We start from the raw sequence: 20,593 nt of genomic DNA, 5'->3' as shown, positions 1-20,593 counted from the left end.
GCTCAGGCCTCGGCCGGGGTGGCGGCGGTCGGCTCGGGCGCCTCGTCGCCCTCGGCAGCCTCTGCATCCTCCTCGGCCTCCGGCTCGGGCAGCGCCTCGATCCAGCCGGCCTTCAGGCGGGCGGCCATGATCAGGCCCTCGGCCTCGGTGCGGGACAGCTCGAAGCCGTCGAGATAGCCTGCGTGGCGCACGGCGTCGGGTCCGCGGCCCTCGGTGTAGCCGACCAGATCGTCGGTGGCGCAGCCCGCCAAGTCCTCGACGGTCTTCACGTCGTTCTCGCCGAGCGCGACCATCATGGGCGTGGTGATGCCCTCGATCTCGCGCAGCTCGTCGGCGACGCCGAGTTCGGTGCGGCGGGTGTCGTGCTCCTGCTCGATCCGGGCGAGGTGATCCTGGGCGCGGGCCTGGATCTCGGCGCCGGTCTCGTCGTCGAGCCCCTGGATGCCGGACAGCTCCTGGATGTCGACGTAGGCGATCTCCTCGACGTTGCGGAAGCCTTCGGCCGCCAGCAGCTGGCCGACGGTCTCGTCGACGTCGAGGGCTTCCATGAACACCTGGGTCCGCTCGGCGAACTCCTTCTGGCGCCGCTCGGATTCCTCGGCCTCGGTCAGGATGTCGATGTCCCAGCCGGTGAGCTGCGAGGCGAGCCGCACGTTCTGGCCGCGGCGGCCGATGGCCAGCGACAGCTGGTCGTCGGGCACCACCACCTCGATGCGGTCGGCCTCCTCGTCGAGCACGACCTTCACGACCTCGGCCGGCTGGAGCGCGTTGACGATGAACGTCGCCTCGTCCTCGGACCACGGGATGATGTCGATCTTCTCGCCCTGGAGCTCTCCGACCACGGCCTGGACGCGCGAGCCGCGCATGCCGACGCAGGCGCCGACCGGGTCGATGCTGCCGTCGCGGGAGATCACGGCGATCTTGGCGCGCGAGCCCGGATCGCGGGCCACGGCCTTCACCTCGACGATGCCGTCATAGATCTCGGGCACTTCCTGGCCGAACAGCTTGGCCATGAATTGCGGGTGCGAGCGCGACAGGAAGATCTGCGGCCCGCGCACTTCCGAGCGCACGTCGAACAGGTAGGAGCGGATCCGGTCGCCCGGCCGGAAGGTCTCGCGCGGGATCATCTCGTCCCGGCGCACGATGCCCTCGCCCCGGCCCAGATCGACGATGACGTTGCCGTACTCGACCCGCTTGACGATGCCGTTGAGGATCTCGCCGATGCGGTCCTTGTACTCGTCGAACTGCCGGGCGCGCTCGGCGTCGCGCACCTTCTGGACGATGACCTGCTTGGCCGACTGGGCGGCGACGCGACCGAAATCGAACGGCGGCAGGGTGTCGGAGATCACGTCGCCCACGAGCGCGCCGGGATTGTAGCGGCGGGCCTGGTCCAGGGTGATCTCGCGGGCGTCGTTCTCGACCTGATCGACCACCAGGAGGTGCCGCGATAGGCGCAGCGCCCCGGTCTTGTTGTCGATCTCGGCGTGCACGTCCGTCTCCGCGCCGTAGCGGGAGCGGGCCGCCTTGGCGATCGCCTCCTCCATCGCGTCGATCACGATGGAGCGATCGATCACCTTCTCGCGGGCGACCGCGTCGGCGATCTGGAGGAGTTCGAGCCTGTTGGCGCTGACGACGGCCATCGGTGTCGGTCCTTCTCTTCCGTCAAGTCCTGGTGCCGGGCGCCCGGAGGCGGCCGGCCCAAACCTCAATTCACGTCAATGCAGGTCGTCGCGGCTCTTGAGCCGGGACGCCTTGGACACGACCGGCTTCTTGGGGCCGGTGCGCGGCGGTTTCTTGTCTTTCGCGGCCTTCGGGGCCGGCTTGCCGCCGACCTTGGCGGCCTTGACGGCCTTGGCCTTCGGACCCTGCGGCCGGGGCGCCGGCCGGGCCGGGACCGCCGGCGCGTCGTCCGCGTCCTCGTCCTCAGCCGCGTCGTCCTCATCCAGCGCGTCCGCATCCGCGTCGTCGGCGGGCGGGCCGCCGCGGCGGAGGGATTCGCGAATCAGCTCGTCGGTGAGGACGAGATGCGCCTCGGCCAGATCCCGCAGCGGCAGGTCGACCCGGCTCGGCAGGCCTTCCTTCACGTCGGGCAGATCGATCGGGACGGTCAGCGCCTCCGGGTCCGGAGCGCCGAGGATCCCGCGAAACCGCTTGCGGCCGTCGAGCGGCGGGCTCAGTTCGACCTTGACCTCGTAGCCGATCCAGCGGGCGAAATCCGAGACCCGCACCAGCGGCCGGTCGATCCCCGGGGAGGAGATCTCCAGGTTGTAGGCGGTGCCGACCGGATCATCGACGTCGAGGACCGGCGAGATCGCGCGGCTGACCGCCTCGCAATCGTCGATCGAGAAGGTGCCGTCGGGCCGCTCCGCCATGATCTGGACGGTGCAGCCGTTGGTGTTGGTGACCTTGACCCGGACCAGCCGGAACCCGAGGCCCTGGACCGGCCCCTCGATCACCTGCACCACGCGCGCGGCGACCCCGGTCTCTCGGACCAGGCGCTTCTCGGACAGATCCGCTTCGATCTCGGACGACATGGATGGGGGCGTAATACCTTCGCGGCGTCCCGGGTGGCACGTCCCGGCCTGCGGCCTCGCGCATCGAACCCGATGCGGCGAAAAAAAAGAGCGGACCCGGTGGGGCCCACTCCCGAACCGCAGCCTTGCGACTGCCATCAGAACTGTTGGTTGGATAGATAGCCGCGGTCGGTCGCGAGCGCAAGGTGGATCGGGGCTTGTCGTGTCGGCACATCTGTTACGGGACGCCGGCCTCCGAGGTGGGCCCGTTCGTCGTGGGCGTGGCAGCACGACCACGGATCCAGATTGAAGTCCTTCCGCCCATCCCGTCATTCCGGGGCGCCGCAGGTGGGCCCGGGATGACGGGGTGGAAGCCTCAGCCCCAGTCGGGAATCAACGGCCGCGCGGCACCCGTCCCTCCAGCGGATAGGCCGGGTCGTTGTAGCCCGGGGTGGTCGGATGCCCGGCCGCCACGAAGCCGTCCACCAGCGCCTCGTCCTCCGGGGTGAAGGCGTAGTCGAGGGCGCCGAGATATTCCTGCCACTGCGCCTCGGTGCGCGGCCCGGCGATGACGCCGGTGATCAGGCGGTTGTTCAGAACCCAGGCGGTGGCGAATTGCCCGGCCGTGATGCCGCGGGCCTCGGCATGCTCCCTCAAGGTGCGGGCGATGCGCAGGGATTCCGGGCGCCACTCGGTCTGCATCATCCGGGTGTCCTGGCGGCCGGCGCGGGATTCGGCCGGCGGCGGGGCGTCCGGGTCGTACTTGCCGGTCAGCACGCCGCGGGCGAGCGGCGAGTACGGGACGACGCCGAGCCCGTAATGGGCGCAGGCCGGCAGGTGCTCGGTCTCGGGCATCCGGTTGAAGGCGTTGTAATAGGGCTGGCTCACCACCGGCCGGTCGATGCCGGCCTCGTCGCAGAGCCGGCAGATCTCGGCGACCCGCCAGGAGCGATGGTTCGAGACGCCGAAATGGCGAATCTTGCCCGCCCGCACCAGGTCGGCCATCGCCCGCACGGTCTCCGCGAGCGGCGTGTCGTGGTCCTCCTTGTGCAGGTAGTAGATGTCGATGAACGGCGTCCCGAGCCGGCGCAGGCTGTCCTCGGCGGCCTTCATCACGTGGACCCGCGACAGGCCGCGGTCGTTGACGCCGGGGCCGGTCGGGTTGGCGACCTTGGTGGCCAGGATCCAGGCGTCGCGCTCGCCCTTGATCGCCCGCCCGGTGATCTCCTCCGAGCGGCCGTCGGTATAGACGTTGGCCGTGTCGATGAAGTTGATGCCCGCCTCCCGGGCGCTGCCGACGATGCGGCCGGCCGTGGCCTCGTCGGTGGGGCCGCCGAACATCATCGTGCCGAGGCAGATCGGCGAGACCTTGAGGCCGGAGCGGCCGAGATTGCGGTACTGCATGGGATCCATCCGGTGTCCATCCGCCCGCAATTTCGGCGCTTGGGCGGCGAGGTCAACCGTGCCGGCGTAACACCGGAGACATCCGCGACGAACCGACCCGCGCGGGGAGCGATCCCCACGAGCGCCGGTTTCGCACCCTGAGACCCTGGCCCGAGGGCCACGCCGGTTCCGATATTCAGAACGCCGAGTCCGAAAGAATGATCGACCGCCTGGCTGTTCCCCTCGGTATCCCCCTCCCCTGGCTCGACCGGGCCGGACGCCTCTCGTGGCTGAAGCTCACGGTGTTCCTGGCCTGCATCGCGCCGGCCCTGTACCTGGCGGGCGCCTACCGGCTCGACGCGCTGGGCGCCAAGCCGATCACCGCGCTGATCCACGCCACCGGCGAGTGGGCGGTGCGCTTCCTGCTGTTCTCGCTCGCGATCTCGCCGCTGCGCCGGATCGCCGACTGGGCGAAGGTGCTGGTGGTCCGGCGCATGCTCGGGGTCACCGTGATGGCCTACGCGGTGGCGCACCTCACCCTCTACGCGGTCGACCAGAACCTGATCCTGACCAAGGTCGTCAGCGAGATCGCCCTGCGGCTCTACCTCACGATCGGCTTCGTGGCGCTGATCGGCCTGATCGCCCTGGGGCTGACCTCCACGGACGCGGCGATCCGCAACCTCGGCCCGAACTGGCACCGGCTGCACCGGCTGGTCTACACGATCGCGGTGCTGGCGCTCGTCCACTATTTTCTGCAATCGAAGATCGACGTCAGCGATCCGGTCTTCTCGGCCGGGCTGTTCCTGCTGCTGATGGGCTGGCGGGCGATGCGGCGGTTCAAGCTGCCGGAGCGGCCGTGGTCGCTGCTGCTGCTCGCGATCCTCGGCGGCCTCGCCACCGCGGGGCTCGAGGCGGCCTGGTACGGGCTGGCCAGCGGCGTCCCGGCGAACCTCGTGCTGGCGGCCAACCTGGATTTCTCCGGCCCGATCCGGCCCGCCTGGTGGGTCGTGGCGACCGGGCTGCTGATGCCCGCGATCGCGCTCCTGCGCGGCGGGCGCACCGCCGGCAAAGCCGCCAAACCGGGGGCCGGCCGGGACCGCGTGGCCGCGCCGCGGGACGGGCCCCGATGCGAGTGCCGCGCAACCCTTGTCGCCGCCCGCCTGATGCCGCAGAACCCGCGGCCGGCGGATCTCGCCGCAGCGGAGTGACCTGGGCTATGCGCGGCACGCTTCTCCTCATCGCGGGTCTGCTCGCCCCGGCCGTCGCCTTGGCTGCGCCCGCCTGCCCGCACCCACCAAGCCGACCCGGACAAGGCCGCGCCGGCCGCCGCCGGCCCGACGGTCACCGCCTGCAAGCCCCCCGGAGGCGCCGCCGGCGGCTTTGCGCCCGACCAAGCCCGTGCTCCCCGAGAAGCCGGCCTGCCTCGACGCCAAGGGCGGCTGCCCCGGCTGGGAGGCCTACAGCTTCAACGACGCGGTGAAGGCCTACAATCTGCAGGCGCAGGCGTTCCGGCCGATCGCCGAGTCCTACGCGCAGAAGCTCAACGCCTACGTCAAGGCGAGCGCGGATTACGCGCAGTGCGAGATCAACGCGATGCAGAACTGAGGTGCGACGCTGAAAGAGGCCGGCTGAACGGCGGCCAACCGGGGACGCGGCGGGGGGTCAGCCGGCGCGGCGCAGTCTCCGGCATCGATGGCTGCGATCCCCGCCGCCGCTTCCTGCCGAGGCCGACCAGTGCCCTTCCGTCATACCATCGGGCGCGCCGGATTCTGCGCCCTGCTGTTCGCCGCCGGACCGGCGCTGGCCGCCGACTTCGACGGCCCGCCTCCACCGCACGACTATGGCGGCCCGGCCGGGGGCTACGAGCAGCGCGACCGGCGGCCCCCGCCTCCGCCCCCGCCGCCGGAACCGGAGTTCCGAAGGCCCCGCTTCGGCGGCGCCGCCCGAGGCGTGCCGGGAGTTCGTCCGGCGCCAGTTCGATCCGGACGGCGCGCCGGTGCTGCGCCGGGTCCGGGTTTGCGACGAGCCCGCCTTCGACCGCGGGCCGCCCCGCCCCCGCCGGAGGACGTTCCGCCCGCCGCTGGGGCGGGCCCCGCTGGTAGGGCGGCGACCCGGATCAGATCCGGGCCGGGGCCTTCTTGAGGGCGGCCGCGAAGGCCTTGAGCTGGCGGTTCAGATCCGCCAGCTCGTTCAGCGCGATGGTCTTGTGACCGTCGCGGACCGCGCGCTCGATGTCCTCGACCTGGAGGCTGACGACGCGGCGGATGGCAGTGGCGACTTGTTCTCGGGTCATCGATGCGAGGGTCTCGTTCGCGCGTCCTGGCGGGCCACAACGGACGGCCGGACCACGGCCGCCGACACCGCCCGGTGATAGGCCGGTAGGCTTAACCGTTGGTGTCCGGAGGCCCCGCCATCCCCGGAAACCGGGTCCGCCGCAGCCCGTCAGCGGCCTCGGATCTCGCCCCGCCGCATCGGCATCGCGTCGATCGTGGCGAACAGTTTTTGGGGCGGGATCGGCGCCGCCTCCGTGAGCTTGGCGCCGCCGTCCTTGCCGACCAGGACCGCCCGGAATTCGCCCGCCGGCAGGGACAGGTGCGCGCGCAAGGCCCGGGCCTCGGCACCGTCCCCGACCGCCTCCAGCGCCACGAGGTCGCGCTCGGCCGCCCCGCCCCGCATCGGGCCGAGCGCCGCCCGTTGCGCCCGCAGGGGCCGCGTCGTCCGGATCGGGGGCCGACAGTACCAGCACCCGGGAGCGCCAGCGATAGGCGTCGAGCGGTCCGGCCGTCGCGGCGCCCGCCGTCAGGGCGGCCAAGCCTAAGCCGATCAGGGTCGCGCGCATCGAGCCTCCTTGCCCGCCGATCCCGGTCAACGCGCGGGGCGCCCCATTGGCCGCCGCCGCCTCGCGCCCCAGATCGGGGGTCGCAGGCAGAACACCCGGGAGCCTTTCATGAACGCCGTGAACCGCCGCATCGTCCTGGCGTCGCGCCCGCACGGGGAGCCGAAACCCGAAAACTTCCGCCTGGACGAGGGGCCGGTGCCGGAGATCGGGCCGGGCCAGATCCTGCTGCGCACGCGCTGGCTGTCGCTCGACCCGTACATGCGCGGCCGGATGAGCGACGCGAAATCCTACGCGACCCCGGTGCAGATCGGCGAGCCGATCACCGCCGAGGTGGTCGGCGAGGTCGTCGCGTCGAAGCATCCGGACATCCCGGTCGGGGAGCTGCGAACGGCCTTCGCGGGCTGGCAAGAATTTTTTGCCAGCGACGGTAAGGGCACCCGCCGGGTCGATCCCGACGCCGCTCCGCCCTCGACGGCGGTCGGCGTCCTCGGGATGCCGGGCATGACCGCCTATACCGGCCTGCTCAACATCGGCCGGCCCAAGCCCGGCGAGACCGTGGTGGTGGCCGCCGCCGCCGGGCCGGTGGGCTCGCTGGTCGGGCAGATCGCCCGGCTGAAGGGGGCCCGCGCTGTCGGGATCGCGGGCGGGCCGGACAAGTGCCGCTACCTCACGGAGGAGCTCGGGTTCGACGCGGCGGTGGACCATCGCGGGGCCGACCTGCCGGGGGCGCTGGCGGAAGCCTGTCCCAAGGGCATCGACGTCTACTTCGAGAATGTCGGAGGCGCCGTGTTCGCCGCCGTGATGCCGCTGCTCAACCCGTTTGCCCGGATCCCGGTCTGCGGCCTGGTCTCCGCCTACAACGCCACCGAGGCGCCCGCCGGGCCGGACCGGCTGCCCGGCCTGATGCGCTCGGTGCTCACCAACCGCCTGCACATCCAGGGCTTCATCGTCTGGGATTTCGCCGACCAGGCCGAGACCTTCCGGACCGAGGTCGGGGCATGGATCCGGGAGGGCAAGGTCCGCTACCGGGAGGACGTGGTCGAGGGCCTCGAGAACGCACCCGACGCGTTCATCGGCCTGCTGAAAGGTCGGAATTTCGGCAAGCTGGTCGTGCATATCCCGTGAGCGCGGCTTGCCGCCGGATTGGAACAGAGATAGAACATCGAGGTTCGACAGCATGCGGATAGCGGGCACAAGCCCGCACCGCAGGTTGCCGCCTCGACGGCCCGGGCGCATGAGTCCCCGGCCGCCGGGTGATGAGCCCAGTGAGATCCGTACGGTAAGGAGAGAGCGATGGCGGGCAGCGTCAACAAGGTGATTCTGGTGGGCAACCTCGGGCGCGACCCGGAGATGCGCCGCCTGGGCTCGGGCGACCCGGTCTGCAACCTGCGGCTGGCGACGTCCGAGTCGTGGAAGGACAAGGCCTCCGGCGAGCGCAAGGAGAAGACCGAGTGGCACTCGGTCGTGATCTACAACGACAACCTCGCCCGGGTGGCCGAGCAGTACCTGCGCAAGGGCTCGAAGGTCTACATCGAGGGCCAGCTCCAGACCCGGAAGTGGACCGACAATTCCGGCGTCGAGAAGTACACCACCGAGGTGGTGCTCCAGCGCTTCCGCGGCGAGATGACGATCCTCGACGGCCGCAGCGGCGGTGGCGGCGGCGACTTCGCGGGCGAGGACGAGGGCGGCGGCCAGATCAGCCGCGGCGGCGAGTCCGGCGGCGGCCGGGGCGGCGACCGCGGCGGTGATTTCGGCGGCGGCCGCGCCCAGGGCGGCGGCGGCGGACGTCCGGCCCCGGCTTCATCCGGCAGCGGTGGCGGCGGCGGTGGCGCCCGCGGCGGTACGACCTGGACGACGATATCCCGTTCTAGGGTTTTCGGGATTTCTTAGACCCGCCGCTCACCGCGGCGGGTTTTTCCTGCGTGATTGTGTAGTTTGCAAACCGACGCACGGTTGCTTGCTCTGGATTGCATCAGGTTCTCCACACGCCCACGACCCATCCAATCGAAGCCAACCAGGGAAACGCCTCGTCCCGAGATCGCACGCCGCCTTGGGTCGCTTCGCTGTGCTCGCAATGTCGGGTGAGCGGCCGACTGATGGCGATCTACGCCGCTCCCCGTATCGGCGCGCCGCCTGTGACCGGCGCCGCGGCCCCTGCCCTCCCGGGAGCTTCCGCCGCAGCGACGTGCCGTCGGTCCCGCCGACCGTCAGGACGACCGGGCGCGGGCCGGCATCGGGGTCGCCCCCATCCTCCAGCCAGGCCAGCCCCTGCCGGAAGGCCCGCCCGGGCGGCGCGCGCTTGGCAGCGCGACGAATTCCATCGGCCGCGGCATGCGACATGGATCTACTGTCGGCTACATGGTATATCCGTCCACTCAGCGCCGTTCGGCGGCGTTCGCGCTATTTGTTTCGCATGAATATTGAATATTATCCGGCCTATCGATTGCAAAATCGACGAAACCGGGATTAAAACTGGGTCCGGACAGGTCCTCGCTCTCGGAGAGGTACCTGCGACGCAAAAAGAACCGCGCGGGGAGACCCGTCGATGCCCGATGTCTAAGCCTGCCAGCGTCGATATCTCCATCGTATCCGGGAGCCGGAAGATGTCAGATCTCTGTGCGATCGAAGAATTCATCACCGAGGCCGAACACCACATCCGACATGCGGAAGCACTGCTGGCTGACCTTGAAGCGATGCAGTCGAGCGAGGGCCGGCGCCTGCGGGCTTGCATGTATCTCACCGCGCTGCAGCGGCTGAAGCGCATGATCGAAACCCACCATCCCGCGGAGGCGGCGGACGATGCCCCGCTTCCGGCCGCCATCCTGGCCGGGCCGAAGCGGCCGCGCTGGTGGCCGGTGCCGCGGATGGCGATCGAGACCGGTTTCTTCCGGCGCCGCGCCGGCTGATGCTCCGGTGATCGACGCCCCCGACCGGGACCGCGATCACCGGACCGAAGGGAGACCGTCAGGGGGGCGACCATGCCCAAGCGAGCGCTGATCGTCAGCCTGCCGATCCTGGTCCTGTTCGTGGTCCTGCCGCTGGGGCGGGTGGCCGGGCGGGATCAGCGCGGCCCCGTCCACCAGGCGGCGGAGATCGAGGCCCTCGTCAACAAAGCGGCCGACCTGATCGAGGGCGAGGGCCGCACCGCCTTCACGGCGTTCCGGCGCAACAACAGCCCGTGGCGCTACGGCGACGTCTACCTGTTCGTCGTCGACATGCACGGGACCGTGCTGTTCAACGCCGCCCATCCGAACCGCGAGGGCCGCGACCTGCTCCAGGAGCACGACGCGGCCGGCAAGCAGTTCCACAAGGACCTCATCGGGATCGTGCGGGAGTCCGGGTCCGGCTGGGTCGACTACATGTTCCCGCGGCCCCGGCGCAGCACGCCCGAGGTGAAGTGGAGCTACGTCTGCGCCACGACGGTCGAGGACGTCCCGGCGCTGGTGGGCGCGGGCGTCTACGTCGAGTGAGGCCCCGCCCTCACAGCATCGGGATGCCGCCGGTCACCGGCACGAGGGCGCCCGACATGAAGCTGCCCTCGCGCGAGGCGAGCAGGACGTAGGCGCCGGCGAGTTCCGCGGGCTGGCCGGCGCGGCCCAGCGGGGTCTGGGTGCCGAGCTCTTCCAGCTCCTCGGGGCTCTTCACGATCGGCTGAATCGGGGTCCAGACCGGGCCGGGCGCCACGCAATTCACCCGGATGCCCTGGGGCGCGAGCAGGTTCGACAGGCCGATGGTCAGGCTGGCGATGGCCCCCTTGGTGGCGGCGTAGATCAGCATGTTCGCGCCCGCGACCTTGGCCCGGACGCTGGTGCTGTTCACGATTGCGCCGCCTGGCTTCATGTGCGGCACCGCGGCCTGGGCGAGGTAGTACATCGCGAACACGTTGGCCCGGAACGAGCCCTCGATGTCGGCGGCCTTGAGGTCGTCGAGCCCTGCGTTCACCACCTGGGCGGCGGCGTTGTTGACCAGGATGTCGAGCCGCCCGAACGCCGCCATCGTTCGGTCCACCAGCGCCCGGCACTGGGCCTCGTCGCGGATGTCGCCCGGCAGGAGCAGGCAGCGGCGGCCGGCCTTCTCGACCCAGGCCTTGGTGTCCTCCGCGTCCGACTGCTCGACCTCCAGGTAGGAGATCGCCACGTCGGCGCCCTCACGGGCATACGCGATCGCCACGGCCCGGCCGATGCCGGAATCGCCGCCGGTGATCAGCGCCGCCTGCCCGGTGAGCATGCCCTTGCCGACGTAGCTCTCCTCGCCATGGTCGGGGCGCGGCGTCATCTTCGAGGTGAGGCCGGGCCGCTCCTGTTGCTGGTTGCCGGGAAAGGGCGGCCGGGGACCGGCCTCGCGGGGATCGTCGGTCATCGGGCGCGGAATCCTGAAGGGCGGGGGATCTCATGCGCGCTCCGCTCGGCCATGGCCGCCGGGCGGGCTGCGCAGCGCCGTCGCGAGCGCACGCAGAACAACCGCCCCTCGCCCTGATCCGAGCCGGATGAGGGGAGAGGTCGGTGCGCGTGGATTTGAAGGATGGTCGTGCGGGACGTCAGAACGCCCGGTCGCGGGCGGTGTGCGGGCCGCCGTAGCGGCGGCGCAGGAAGGAGACGACCTTGGGAAGCAGAAGGGCGATCAGGATCTTGCGCATCGGGCGGGCTCGCATCGCAGGTTCGTGATCCGCCAATGCGCCGTGGTCACCGCAGTTCCGTGACGCGCCGTCACAGCTCCAGGGTCAGGGTCACCGGGGCGTGGTCGGAGGGCCGCTCCCAGCCGCGGGCGTCGCGCAGGACCTCCACCGAGCGGACCGTGCCGGCCAGCTCCGGCGAGACCCAGGCATGGTCGAGGCGCCGGCCCTTGTTGGCCCCCGACCAGTCCGGGGAGCGGTAGCTCCACCAGGTGTAGATCTTCTCCGGCTCGGGGGTGAGATGCCGCGCCGCATCGATCCAGCCGGCCTCGCCGCGCAGCAGTTCCAGCGCCTCGGTCTCCACGGGGGTATGGCTCACCACGTCGAGGAGTTGCTTGTGCGACCAGACATCGTGCTCCAGCGGCGCCACGTTGAGGTCGCCGACCAGGATCGCCGGGCCGGAGACGCGCTTGCCGCCCCAGGCACGCAGCTCACCCAGGAAATCGAGCTTGTGGGCGAACTTCGGATTCAGCGCGCGGTCGGGCACGTCGCCGCCGGCCGGGACGTAGAAATCGTGCAGCACGATGCCGGCGGCGGCCCCCGCCTCCGGCCCGAGCACCGCCGAGATGTGCCGGGCATCCGGCTTCTCGCAGAAGCCCATCACGTCGCGGGTGTGCAGGGGGAAGCGCGACAGGATCGCGACGCCGTTATAGCCCTTCTGGCCGGCGAACATCACGTGCTCGTACCCTGAGCCGCGCAGGGCCTTGAGCGGAAACGCGTCGTCCGGGCACTTGGTCTCCTGGAGGCAGAGCACGTCCGGCTTGTGCTCGGACAGGAAGCGCAGGACCAGGTCGATGCGTAGCCGCACCGAGTTGATGTTCCAGGTGGTGACGGACAGGCGCACGGGCGAGGTCTCGGGTTACGTGTTCGATCAGTTGGGCTGCGATTGCTGGATCTGCTGCTGCATCGCCTTGTCCTCGGCGCGCCCGTAATTGATGAAGAACAGGCTCGCATCGACACTCTTGGGCCGCTGCAGGTTCGAGAGCTGCACCGTGGTGATGTAGCCCTGCGGGTCGGTGATCCGCCATTGCGACAGGGTCTTCATCTCGGCATCGAAGAACAGCTGGATCTTCGAGGTGCCACCCAAGGTCGCCCGGTCCTCCATGCTGATGCGCACGCCGCCCGGATCGTGGGCGACGTCGGTGACCGAGAGGTCGCGGGCGAGGTCGATCTTCTCGCGCAGCAGGAATTTCAGGGGCGTCTGGGCGATGAAGTAGAGGTCCTGGGTGGCGAGCTTGCGGTCGCGCACCGCCACGGAGGTGCCGTCGGCCACCACCTCCAGCGGCGAGGGCTGATCGTAGTCGAAGCGCAGGCGGCCGGGCTTGGCCAGCGTCAGCTTGCCGCCGATCCGGCGCCCGTCGGCGCCGATCTGCATGAAGCTGCCCGTCAGGGTGTTCATGGCGTTGAAGTAGGCGTTGGCTTGGGCCAGCACCGTCGCGGCGTCGGCCGGCTCGGACGGGGCGAGCACCGTGGGCGTGCCCACCGCGGCGACCTTGGGCTCGGCGGCCTTGTGGTCCGCCTTGTCGGACGTCTTGGTACCGGCCTTGGGGCTGCCGGCCTTCGGCGCCTCCTTGGCCGCGGACTCTTTGGCGGGCTTGGCCGCCGGCTTCCGGGGCGCGGGCGCGGGTGCCGCCGGGGCGGCTTCGGGGGCGGGTGCGGGCTCCTCCTTGCGGCCGAACAGGCTGTCGATGAACGCGCCGACCTGTGCCTGCGCCGGGGCGGCGGGGGCGAGCCACAGCCCGGCGGCGATCAGGGAGCCGGCTGTGCGGGTGCGGCGGCCGATCATCGGCAGAACCTCCTGGGCGCCCGGGCGGGCGATCCGGCAGAAACGGGATGGGCGGGCCCGGGATCCGGCCCGCGATGTGACGCGCGCTGACGCCGAACCGGCGTCTAATTCGGCGGCGCGCGCTTTAGACCTCCGCCCTGTGGCGAAGATGCGACGCGAAAGGGCCGCGACCGATCGGATCGCGGCCCTGCGTCGGCCTCACTCGTCGTCGTACATCCCGCTCGAGGCGTGGGGCGCCCCGGCGACCAGGATATCGCGCTTGCCGGCATGGTTGGCCGGGCCGACGATGCCCTCGATCTCCATCCGCTCCATGATCGAGGCGGCGCGGTTGTAGCCGATCTGCAGCCGGCGCTGGATGTAGCTGGTGGACGCCTTCTGGTCCCGCAGCACCACCTCGATCGCCTGCTTGTACAGGTCGTCCGACTCGCCGCCGGTCGCCGCCGCGAAGGCGCCGATGTCGAAGACCGGAGCCTCCTCGTCGGAATCCTCGGAACGCTCGACCTTCTCGGCCTTGGCGCCGCGACCGGACTTGCCCTCCTTGGCCGGCTCCTCCGGCGAGTCGTCGGTGGTGACGGCGTCGAGGTAGCTCGGGCGGCCCTGGCGCTTGAGGTGGGCGACCACGCTCTCGACCTCGCTGTCCGAGCAGAACGGCCCGTGCACCCGGGTCGTGCGCCCGCCGCCGGCCATGAACAGCATGTCGCCCTGGCCGAGCAGCTGCTCGGCGCCCATCTCGCCCAGGATCGTGCGGCTGTCGATCTTGCTGGTGACCTGGAAGGAGATCCGGGTCGGGAAGTTCGCCTTGATCGTGCCGGTGATCACGTCCACCGACGGGCGCTGCGTCGCCATGATCAGGTGGATGCCGGCCGCACGCGCCATCTGGGCGAGCCGCTGGATCGCCCCCTCGATGTCCTTGCCCGCCACCATCATCAGGTCGGCCATCTCGTCGACCACGATCACGATGTAGGGGAGCGCCGACAGGTCCATCGCCTCCTGCTCGAACACCGCCTCGCCGGTCTCGCGGTTGAACCCGGTCTGGACCGTGCGGGTGATGACCTCGCCGCGCTCGCGGGCCTCCTTCATCCGGGCGTTGTAGCCGTCGATGTTGCGGACCGCGATCTTGGACATCTTCTTGTAGCGCTCCTCCATCTCGCGCACGGCCCATTTGAGGGCGATCACCGCCTTCTTGGGGTCGGTCACGACCGGGGAGAGCAGGTGCGGGATGCCGTCGTAGACCGACAGCTCCAGCATCTTGGGATCGACCATGATCAGCCGGCACTCCTCCGGCTTCAGCCGGTAGAGCAGCGACAGGATCATGGTGTTGATCGCCACCGACTTGCCCGAGCCGGTGGTGCCGGCCACCAGCAGGTGCGGCATCCGGGCGAGGTCGGCGATGATCGGCTCGCCGCCGATGTTCTTGCCGAGGCAGAGGGCGAGCTTGTGCTTGCTCTCATAGAAATCCGGCACCGAGAGCAGCTCCCGGAGGTAGACCGTCTCGCGGGTCTCGTTCGGCAGTTCGATACCGATCACGTTGCGGCCGGGGACGACCGCCACGCGGGCCGAGACCGCCGACATCGAGCGGGCGATGTCGTCCGACAGGCCGATGACGCGGCTGGACTTGGTGCCGGGTGCGGGCTCCAGCTCGTAGAGCGTGACGACCGGGCCGGGGCGCACCGCCAGGATGTCGCCGCGCACGCCGAAATCCTGCACCGTCTGCTGGAGGTTGAGCGCGTTCTGCTCCAGCACGTCGGCGTCGACTTCCTCGGCGCCGCTCTCGTCCGGCAGGGCGAGCAGGCCGAGCGAGGGCAGCTCGTAATCGGCGTTCTCGACGCTGGCGATCTCCAGGTGACGGCCGGCCGGGATCAGGTGCGCCCGGGGCGCGACCAGCGGCAGGGCGGGGGCGGCGGGCACTGCGGCCAGCTGGGCGGCCGGCGCCTCGACCGGCTCCAGGGCGGCTTCGGCAGAGACGGGCTCGGCGTGAACCGGCTCGGGCTCGGCGGCAACGGGCTCGGCGGCTGGCTCGGCGGCGGGCTCGGGCTGCGGCGCCATCTTGCCGCGCAGCAGCACGGTGCGGGGTCATCGGGATCACCACCCGGTCGGCGTCCGAGGGAACCCGGACCGGATCGGCGGACGCAGGCGTCATCGTGTCCGAGACCGGCCGGTGCTCGGGCAGACGCTCGGGCAGATGCTCGGGCATGGCCACAGGGGCAGCCACGACCGGTTGTCCGGCGGCGCGGATCGCCGCCCGGGCCGCCATGGCGCAGAGCGCGGGGGCGCGGCGGGGCGCCTCGGTGGCGGCGCTGCCGGGACCGAACACCAGCGCGAGGGCGGGCTTGGCCGGCAGGAACGCGTCCCGGATCGCCGCCGTCTCCGCATTCTGCGGGTCGGCCGGCCGATCGTGATCCCGAACGGTGTCCTGCGTGCCCTCGCGCCCGTTGTCCTGGCCGTCCGCCGGACGCGGGGGCTGATCGAACCGCACCAGCCGGTCGAGAACGTAGACCGGGCGCGGCGGCTGCGGGTGCGCGGCCTCGTACAGCGGCTCGGCCACCGGCAGGTCGGGCACCGCGTGGACCGCCGCGATCACCGGAACGGCCGCGACCGCCGCGGCAGGCCGGCCGCCATGGGCTGGGTCGCCAGCGCGGCCCAGGCCTCCACGGACGACCCGTCGCCGGCATTCCAATCGCTGCCGTCGAACCAGGGCTGGACCTCGGACCAGTCCGGCAGGTCGGACCAGTCGCGCGCCGGCGCCTCGGCGGCAGCCGAGGGCATGGCCGGCTCCGGCACAAGAGCCTGGACCGGGACTGGGCCCTGGACCGGCATGGGTTCCAGGACGGGGGCGATCGCCGCCGTCGAGGTGGACAGCTCGACGCTCGGCCGAACCGGGCGCCGGTCGGGGGTACGGAAATAGCGGACGCCCGGGGGCGCCACGAAGGGCTGGCGCCACAGCGGCACCACACCGCCATCCTCGGCGAACTCGGTCGGCACGATCTCGGGCATGGCGGAAAGGGTCGCGACCCGCGCCTGCTCGGCCTGCTCCCGCTCGGCCTGCTCCCGCTCGGCCAGATCCCGGGCCTCCTGCTCGCGGGCTTTGCGCTCGGTCTCGACGGCCTGCGCGGCCGCATGGGCCTCGGCGCGGGCACGCTCCAGGGCGACCCGCTCGGCCTCCAGGGCCCGCTGGCGACGCTCCTGCAGCACCGAATCGGGCGTCCGGGTCCAGCGCGCCGCCGGGGCGGCGGCGGCCTGGACCGGAGACGCGGGTGCGAATCCTCCGGGCGATCGAGGCGGGCCGGCGCGGCTGGCGCACCAGCACGCCCGGGGTCGAGGCGCTGCGGTCGATCCGGCTCTCGAAGCGCGGCTCGTCGAGCGCGTCGAGGCTCGCCCGGTCGTCGAAGACCTGGTCCGGCCAGACGTGCTCGGGGGCGCCGAGGCGCCGGCGCGCGCGGCCGCGCTCGAAGCCGTCCCGTCCGACCATGGCGGCCGGGGCGGTCAGCCAGCTCGGCTCCGCGCGGCGGCCGGGGATACCGTAGGCCGGGCGGGCGGGCAGCCCGGCCGGAGTGCCGGACAGGCGGCGGGCGAGGCTCGCCCGCAAAGCCATCAGCCGGTGCGCCAGGGCGCCGAGCGACAGGCCCGAACGGTCGCCGCCGCGGACGGGGCGGGCAGGGTCACGGTGAGAGTACGGAGGCCGTCCCGATGCGCGCATGGGTTCTCGAACGATACTCGAAACAGGGATCCGCCGGTGGCCGGCGGGCTGCCCCGAGTTAGGCCAATTGTCGTTAACGGAGGCTTGTCGGCCCCCCTCGGGCCGGACACCACGATGGGATTTTCGGCCTGTGGCGCGGGGGCGAGCGAATGCGGCATTGCAGTGGAGGGATGCGCGTCGCCGGGGCGTGGCCGCGCTCCATATGATACCGGCAGCCACCCCTCACCCGGACAGGCGCCCGTGACCCAGCCGACTTCCGCCTCCCCCACCGATCCGACGGCGCGCTTCCGGTCCCTGTACCGCCACGGCTTCGCCCGGGTGGCGGCCTGCACCGGGCGCAGCCATCCCGGCGATCCCCCCCGCAACGCCGACACGGTGCTCGACCTCGCCCGGACCTGCCACGAGGCCGGGGCGGCGCTCGCGGTCTTCACCGAGCTCGGGCTTTCGGCCTACGCGATCGAGGACCTGCTGCTGCAGCAGACCCTGCTCGACGCGGTCGAGGCCGCCGCCGCCCGGGTGGTCGCCGGATCGGCCGCCTTACGCCCGCTGCTGCTGGTCGGCGCGCCCCTGCGCTGGCGCCACCGGATCTACAATTGCGCGCTGGCGATCCAGGGCGGCCGGCTGCTCGGCGTGATCCCGAAGACGTTCCTGCCGAACTACCGGGAGTTCTACGAGAAGCGCCACTTCGCCTCCGGCGCCGGGATCGTAGGGGAGACCATCCGGGTCGCGGGCCACGACGCGCCGTTCGGCACCGACCTGCTGTTCCCGGCCGAGGACCTGCCCGGCCTCGTGGTCGGGGTCGAGATCTGCGAGGACCTGTGGGTGCCGGAATCCCCCGGCATGCGGGCCGCGCTCGCGGGCGCCACGGTGCTCGCCAACCTCTCGGGCAGCCCGATCACCGTGGGCCGGGCCGAGTCGCGGGCGCTGCTGTCCCGCGCGGCCTCGATGCGGGGCGCCTGCGCCTACGTGTACGCCGCCGCCGGCCAGGGGGAATCCACCACCGACCTGTCCTGGGACGGCCAGACCAGCGTGGACGAGCTGGGGGTGCGGCTGGCCGAGGGCCAGCGCTTCCCCACCGGCCCGGTGGCGACGCTCGCCGACATCGACCTCGACCTGATCGCGCAGGACCGTCTCCAGGCCGGCAGCTTCGACGACAACGTGTCGGGCAGCCCCCTCCCCTATCGCCGCGTCGCGTTCCGGCTCGACCCGCCCGGACACGACCTCGGCCTGATCCGGCGGATCGAGCGCTTCCCGTTCGTGCCCACCGACCCGTCCCGGCTCGCCCAGGATTGCTACGAGGCCTACAATATCCAGGTCGCCGGGCTCGCCCAGCGGCTGGAGGCCACCGGCACCCGCAAGGCGGTGATCGGCGTCTCCGGCGGCCTCGATTCGACCCACGCGCTGATCGTGATCGCCAAGGCGTTCGACCGCTTGGGCTATCCCCGCTCGGACATCCTAGCCTACACGCTGCCGGGCTTCGCCACCTCGAACGCCACCAAGACCAACGCCCACGCGCTGATGAAGGCGCTCGGCTGCACCGCGGCCGAGATCGACATCCGGCCGGCGGCCAAGCAGATGCTCGCCGACATGGGCCACCCGTTCGCCCGGGGCGAGGCGGTCTACGACGTGACCTTCGAGAACGTGCAGGCGGGCTTGCGCACCGATTACCTGTTCCGTCTCGCCAACCAGGCGGGCGGGCTGGTGATCGGCACCGGCGACCTCTCGGAGCTGGCGCTCGGCTGGTGCACCTACGGCGTCGGCGACCAGATGAGCCACTACGCGGTCAACACCGGCGTGCCCAAGACCCTGATCCAGCACCTGATCCGCTGGGTGATCGGCAACGGCGAGGTCGATCCCGGGGCGAGCCACACCCTCCAGGCGATCCTCGACACCGAGATCTCCCCCGAGCTGGTGCCGGTGGACCAGGACGACAGCCCGCAGAGCACCGAGGCCACGATCGGCCCCTACGCGCTCCAGGACTTCAACCTGTTCTACACGCTGCGCTACGGGTTCCGGCCGTCGAAGATCGCCTTCCTGGCGCTGCACGCCTGGGGCGACAAGGCGCGCGGCCACTGGGCGCCGGACTTCCCCGAGACCAAGCGGGTCGCCTACGACCTGCCCGAGATCCGGCGCTGGCTCGGGGTGTTCCTGAAGCGGTTCTTCGGCTTCAGCCAGTTCAAGCGCTCGGCCCTGCCCAACGGCCCGAAGGTGTCGGCGGGGGGCTCGCTGTCGCCCCGGGGCGACTGGCGTGCGCCGTCCGACGGCTCGGCGCGGATCTGGATCGCGGAGCTGGAGCGAAACGTCCCTGAAACTTGACCGTCACAAACTCGACCGATTGTGCCATTATGAGCACGGTCAAGCCGAATCTATCCAGTCTTCGATCTGGTATTGGATGCATTCGGCAGGCGGGGCGGCCAAGCGGAGGGACTCCGATGCGAAGCTACAACCTGTTCCAGCTGAAGGCCGTCGAGGGCCTGTGCTGCGCGGTGCCGGAGGCCAGCACCGTGCCGCCGTTCATCGGTGCCGGCCGCTGGACCTTCGGAGGCAAGCTCGACGGCGCCAGCCGGCCGCCCCTGGATTTCGACGACCGGGCCGCCGACACCGCCGTGCGCTTCAACGGCTTCTACCTGTTCCAGACGGTGGACCGGCGCTTCATCGCGTGATCCTCGGGAATAGGCGCCAAGACCGTATTGCAGCCAGGAATCCTTAAGGGCTGGCCGGCAGACTGGCCCGCATGACGGATCATCGCAAAGAGACGCGCCAGCGGGTCTTCCTCAAGGGGCGCATCGTCTTCAACAACGGCTCGTCGAGCTTCGACTGCCTGGTGCGCGACCTCTCGGCCTCGGGCGCCCGGCTGGTCCTGAGCGACGCCACGACCCTGCCGCAGGTGTTCGACCTCTACATCCCGCAGCGGGACCGGACCTACCGGGCCAGCCTGTGCTGGCGCCGGGAGGACGGAATCGGCGTCGTGTTCGAGGAGCCAGCCCGGGCGGCCCCGTCCGCCCTCGATACCGAGGCCGCCCTACGGCAGCGGATCAGCGAACTCGAGGCCGAGAACGCCGCCCTGCGCCGGCTCATCGCCAGCGCGGCCTGAACCGGGTTCCCGAAGGGCAAGCCCTACGCCGGCGCCCTCGATCCATCGGGCGAAGCCCGGCGGCAGGACGCCACCCTGCACCCGCGAGAGGTCACGGACCTGTCGAACTCGGCGGTCTCAGCGACCGGCCTGCAACGCCGTCCGGATGCGCGCGGCGTACTCGGCCAGCACCGCGTTGTCGGCCATCCCGCCCTCGTGGCGCTTCAGCGGAACGCCCTCGAACCGGGGGATGACGTGGACGTGCAGGTGGAACACGGTCTGCCCGCCCGCCGGCTCGTTGAACTGGAACACCGTCAGGCCGTCCGCCTCGAACGCCGCCTTCACGGCCCGGGCCACCGTCTGGACGCTCGCCATCAGGGTCGCCAGGGCGGCCGGGTCGGCATCGAGCAACCCGCGGGACGGCGCCTTGGGGATCACCAGGGTGTGCCCCTCGCCCTGGGGCATCACGTCCATGAAGGCCAGCGTGTCCGCATCCTCGTGGACGCGGTGGCACGGGATCTCGCCCCGCAGGATCTTGGCGAAGATGTTGTCGGGATCGTACTGCGCGTCGGCCATGCGTGCTCCAAGGCGTCCTGATCGATCTCAGCTTGCACGGGGCACCGCCACGCG

18 protein-coding genes and 3 pseudogenes are annotated in these 20,593 nt (G+C 71.2%); 10 read left to right on the top strand and 11 right to left on the bottom strand.

Features of this window, described 5'->3' with window-relative positions; genetic code table 11:
* Positions 1–2: 2 nt before the first annotated feature.
* From nusA to FVA80_RS27130, 3 genes are all read right to left on the bottom strand, one after another.
* Positions 3–1,640: a transcription termination factor NusA gene (nusA, locus tag FVA80_RS27140; RefSeq protein ID WP_147910732.1), complete on the bottom strand. Its 1,638-nt coding sequence runs from the start codon at positions 1,638–1,640 to the stop codon at positions 3–5.
* Between the two features lie 75 nt (positions 1,641–1,715).
* Positions 1,716–2,534, bottom strand: a complete 819-nt coding sequence (gene rimP, locus FVA80_RS27135) for a ribosome maturation factor RimP (RefSeq protein ID WP_147910731.1) — start codon at positions 2,532–2,534, stop codon at positions 1,716–1,718.
* A gap of 372 nt (positions 2,535–2,906) precedes the next feature.
* Positions 2,907–3,917: an aldo/keto reductase gene (locus FVA80_RS27130; protein ID WP_147910730.1), complete on the bottom strand. Its 1,011-nt coding sequence runs from the start codon at positions 3,915–3,917 to the stop codon at positions 2,907–2,909.
* 197 nt (positions 3,918–4,114) lie between these two features.
* On the opposite strand from FVA80_RS27130, the gene FVA80_RS27125 reads away from it, so the two are divergent.
* Positions 4,115–5,104 (top strand): protein-methionine-sulfoxide reductase heme-binding subunit MsrQ, encoded by a 990-nt coding sequence (locus tag FVA80_RS27125; RefSeq protein WP_246692164.1) that lies wholly within the window; start codon positions 4,115–4,117, stop codon positions 5,102–5,104.
* A gap of 190 nt (positions 5,105–5,294) precedes the next feature.
* Entirely contained in the window at positions 5,295–5,501 is a 207-nt protein-coding gene (locus FVA80_RS31730; protein ID WP_246692163.1) for a hypothetical protein, read from the top strand.
* 511 nt (positions 5,502–6,012) lie between these two features.
* On the opposite strand, the gene FVA80_RS30785 is transcribed toward FVA80_RS31730, so the two are convergent.
* Positions 6,013–6,189, bottom strand: coding sequence for a hypothetical protein (locus FVA80_RS30785; RefSeq protein ID WP_007569379.1), 177 nt, complete (start codon positions 6,187–6,189; stop codon positions 6,013–6,015).
* 149 nt (positions 6,190–6,338) lie between these two features.
* Positions 6,339–6,735: pseudogene (locus FVA80_RS27115) on the bottom strand (DUF4174 domain-containing protein).
* A gap of 108 nt (positions 6,736–6,843) precedes the next feature.
* Between FVA80_RS27115 and FVA80_RS27110 the strand changes: the two are divergent.
* The 4 genes and pseudogenes from FVA80_RS27110 to FVA80_RS27095 all read left to right on the top strand — a co-directional run bounded on the left by FVA80_RS27110 (position 6,844) and on the right by FVA80_RS27095 (position 10,205).
* Entirely contained in the window at positions 6,844–7,860 is a 1,017-nt protein-coding gene (locus FVA80_RS27110) for an NADP-dependent oxidoreductase (protein ID WP_147910716.1), read from the top strand.
* Between the two features lie 168 nt (positions 7,861–8,028).
* Positions 8,029–8,606, top strand: a pseudogene (ssb, locus tag FVA80_RS27105) (single-stranded DNA-binding protein).
* Between the two features lie 732 nt (positions 8,607–9,338).
* Positions 9,339–9,641 (top strand): hypothetical protein, encoded by a 303-nt coding sequence (locus FVA80_RS27100; RefSeq protein ID WP_147910718.1) that lies wholly within the window; start codon positions 9,339–9,341, stop codon positions 9,639–9,641.
* Positions 9,642–9,713: 72 nt separating this feature from the next.
* Positions 9,714–10,205 (top strand): cache domain-containing protein, encoded by a 492-nt coding sequence (locus tag FVA80_RS27095; RefSeq protein WP_147910719.1) that lies wholly within the window; start codon positions 9,714–9,716, stop codon positions 10,203–10,205.
* A gap of 10 nt (positions 10,206–10,215) precedes the next feature.
* On the opposite strand, the gene FVA80_RS27090 is transcribed toward FVA80_RS27095, so the two are convergent.
* The 5 genes and pseudogenes from FVA80_RS27090 to FVA80_RS31720 all read right to left on the bottom strand — a co-directional run bounded on the left by FVA80_RS27090 (position 10,216) and on the right by FVA80_RS31720 (position 16,385).
* Positions 10,216–11,094, bottom strand: a complete 879-nt coding sequence (locus FVA80_RS27090) for an SDR family oxidoreductase (protein WP_147910720.1) — start codon at positions 11,092–11,094, stop codon at positions 10,216–10,218.
* Between the two features lie 347 nt (positions 11,095–11,441).
* Positions 11,442–12,251: an exodeoxyribonuclease III gene (gene xth, locus FVA80_RS27085; RefSeq protein WP_147910721.1), complete on the bottom strand. Its 810-nt coding sequence runs from the start codon at positions 12,249–12,251 to the stop codon at positions 11,442–11,444.
* 27 nt (positions 12,252–12,278) lie between these two features.
* The gene (locus FVA80_RS27080; RefSeq protein WP_147957906.1) at positions 12,279–13,193 is read right to left on the bottom strand and encodes an outer-membrane lipoprotein carrier protein LolA; all 915 of its coding nucleotides are present in this window, start codon (positions 13,191–13,193) and stop codon (positions 12,279–12,281) included.
* Between the two features lie 198 nt (positions 13,194–13,391).
* Positions 13,392–15,263, bottom strand: a pseudogene (locus tag FVA80_RS31725) (DNA translocase FtsK); the annotation flags it as partial.
* 507 nt (positions 15,264–15,770) lie between these two features.
* Complete coding sequence (locus FVA80_RS31720) at positions 15,771–16,385, bottom strand: hypothetical protein (protein WP_246692161.1); 615 nt, start codon at positions 16,383–16,385, stop codon at positions 15,771–15,773.
* 62 nt (positions 16,386–16,447) lie between these two features.
* Here FVA80_RS31720 and FVA80_RS31715 point away from each other — a divergent pair, with 62 nt between their 5' ends.
* The 4 genes from FVA80_RS31715 to FVA80_RS27060 all read left to right on the top strand — a co-directional run bounded on the left by FVA80_RS31715 (position 16,448) and on the right by FVA80_RS27060 (position 19,984).
* Complete coding sequence (locus FVA80_RS31715) at positions 16,448–16,717, top strand: hypothetical protein (protein WP_246692160.1); 270 nt, start codon at positions 16,448–16,450, stop codon at positions 16,715–16,717.
* A gap of 413 nt (positions 16,718–17,130) precedes the next feature.
* Positions 17,131–19,206, top strand: coding sequence for an NAD(+) synthase (locus FVA80_RS27070; protein ID WP_147910162.1), 2,076 nt, complete (start codon positions 17,131–17,133; stop codon positions 19,204–19,206).
* Between the two features lie 116 nt (positions 19,207–19,322).
* Positions 19,323–19,553 (top strand): hypothetical protein, encoded by a 231-nt coding sequence (locus tag FVA80_RS27065; RefSeq protein WP_147910161.1) that lies wholly within the window; start codon positions 19,323–19,325, stop codon positions 19,551–19,553.
* Between the two features lie 71 nt (positions 19,554–19,624).
* Complete coding sequence (locus FVA80_RS27060; protein WP_147910160.1) at positions 19,625–19,984, top strand: PilZ domain-containing protein; 360 nt, start codon at positions 19,625–19,627, stop codon at positions 19,982–19,984.
* A gap of 117 nt (positions 19,985–20,101) precedes the next feature.
* On the opposite strand, the gene FVA80_RS27055 is transcribed toward FVA80_RS27060, so the two are convergent.
* The gene (locus tag FVA80_RS27055; RefSeq protein WP_147910159.1) at positions 20,102–20,539 is read right to left on the bottom strand and encodes an HIT family protein; all 438 of its coding nucleotides are present in this window, start codon (positions 20,537–20,539) and stop codon (positions 20,102–20,104) included.
* Between the last annotated feature and the right edge of the window lie 54 nt (positions 20,540–20,593).

It is taken from the genome of Methylobacterium sp. WL1 (genome assembly GCF_008000895.1).
In the GTDB taxonomy this organism is placed as follows: domain Bacteria; phylum Pseudomonadota; class Alphaproteobacteria; order Rhizobiales; family Beijerinckiaceae; genus Methylobacterium.
Note: the sequence above shows the minus strand (reverse complement) of the source record. Positions and strands in the feature narration are given on the sequence as shown.

Excerpts from the sequence above, each read along its gene's own strand:
- FVA80_RS27060 (WP_147910160.1), top strand. The coding sequence starts at position 19,625 with ATGACGGATCATCGCAAAGAGACGCGCCAGCGGGTCTTCCTCAAGGGG.
- FVA80_RS27095 (WP_147910719.1), top strand. The coding sequence starts at position 9,714 with ATGCCCAAGCGAGCGCTGATCGTCAGCCTGCCGATCCTGGTCCTGTTC.
- FVA80_RS27090 (WP_147910720.1), bottom strand. The coding sequence starts at position 11,094 with ATGACCGACGATCCCCGCGAGGCCGGTCCCCGGCCGCCCTTTCCCGGC.
- FVA80_RS27055 (WP_147910159.1), bottom strand. The coding sequence starts at position 20,539 with ATGGCCGACGCGCAGTACGATCCCGACAACATCTTCGCCAAGATCCTG.
- FVA80_RS27065 (WP_147910161.1), top strand. The coding sequence starts at position 19,323 with ATGCGAAGCTACAACCTGTTCCAGCTGAAGGCCGTCGAGGGCCTGTGC.
- FVA80_RS30785 (WP_007569379.1), bottom strand. The coding sequence starts at position 6,189 with ATGACCCGAGAACAAGTCGCCACTGCCATCCGCCGCGTCGTCAGCCTC.
- nusA (WP_147910732.1), bottom strand. The coding sequence starts at position 1,640 with ATGGCCGTCGTCAGCGCCAACAGGCTCGAACTCCTCCAGATCGCCGAC.
- FVA80_RS27080 (WP_147957906.1), bottom strand. The coding sequence starts at position 13,193 with ATGATCGGCCGCCGCACCCGCACAGCCGGCTCCCTGATCGCCGCCGGG.
- FVA80_RS27100 (WP_147910718.1), top strand. The coding sequence starts at position 9,339 with ATGTCAGATCTCTGTGCGATCGAAGAATTCATCACCGAGGCCGAACAC.
- rimP (WP_147910731.1), bottom strand. The coding sequence starts at position 2,534 with ATGTCGTCCGAGATCGAAGCGGATCTGTCCGAGAAGCGCCTGGTCCGA.
- FVA80_RS27125 (WP_246692164.1), top strand. The coding sequence starts at position 4,115 with ATGATCGACCGCCTGGCTGTTCCCCTCGGTATCCCCCTCCCCTGGCTC.
- FVA80_RS27130 (WP_147910730.1), bottom strand. The coding sequence starts at position 3,917 with ATGCAGTACCGCAATCTCGGCCGCTCCGGCCTCAAGGTCTCGCCGATC.
- FVA80_RS27110 (WP_147910716.1), top strand. The coding sequence starts at position 6,844 with ATGAACGCCGTGAACCGCCGCATCGTCCTGGCGTCGCGCCCGCACGGG.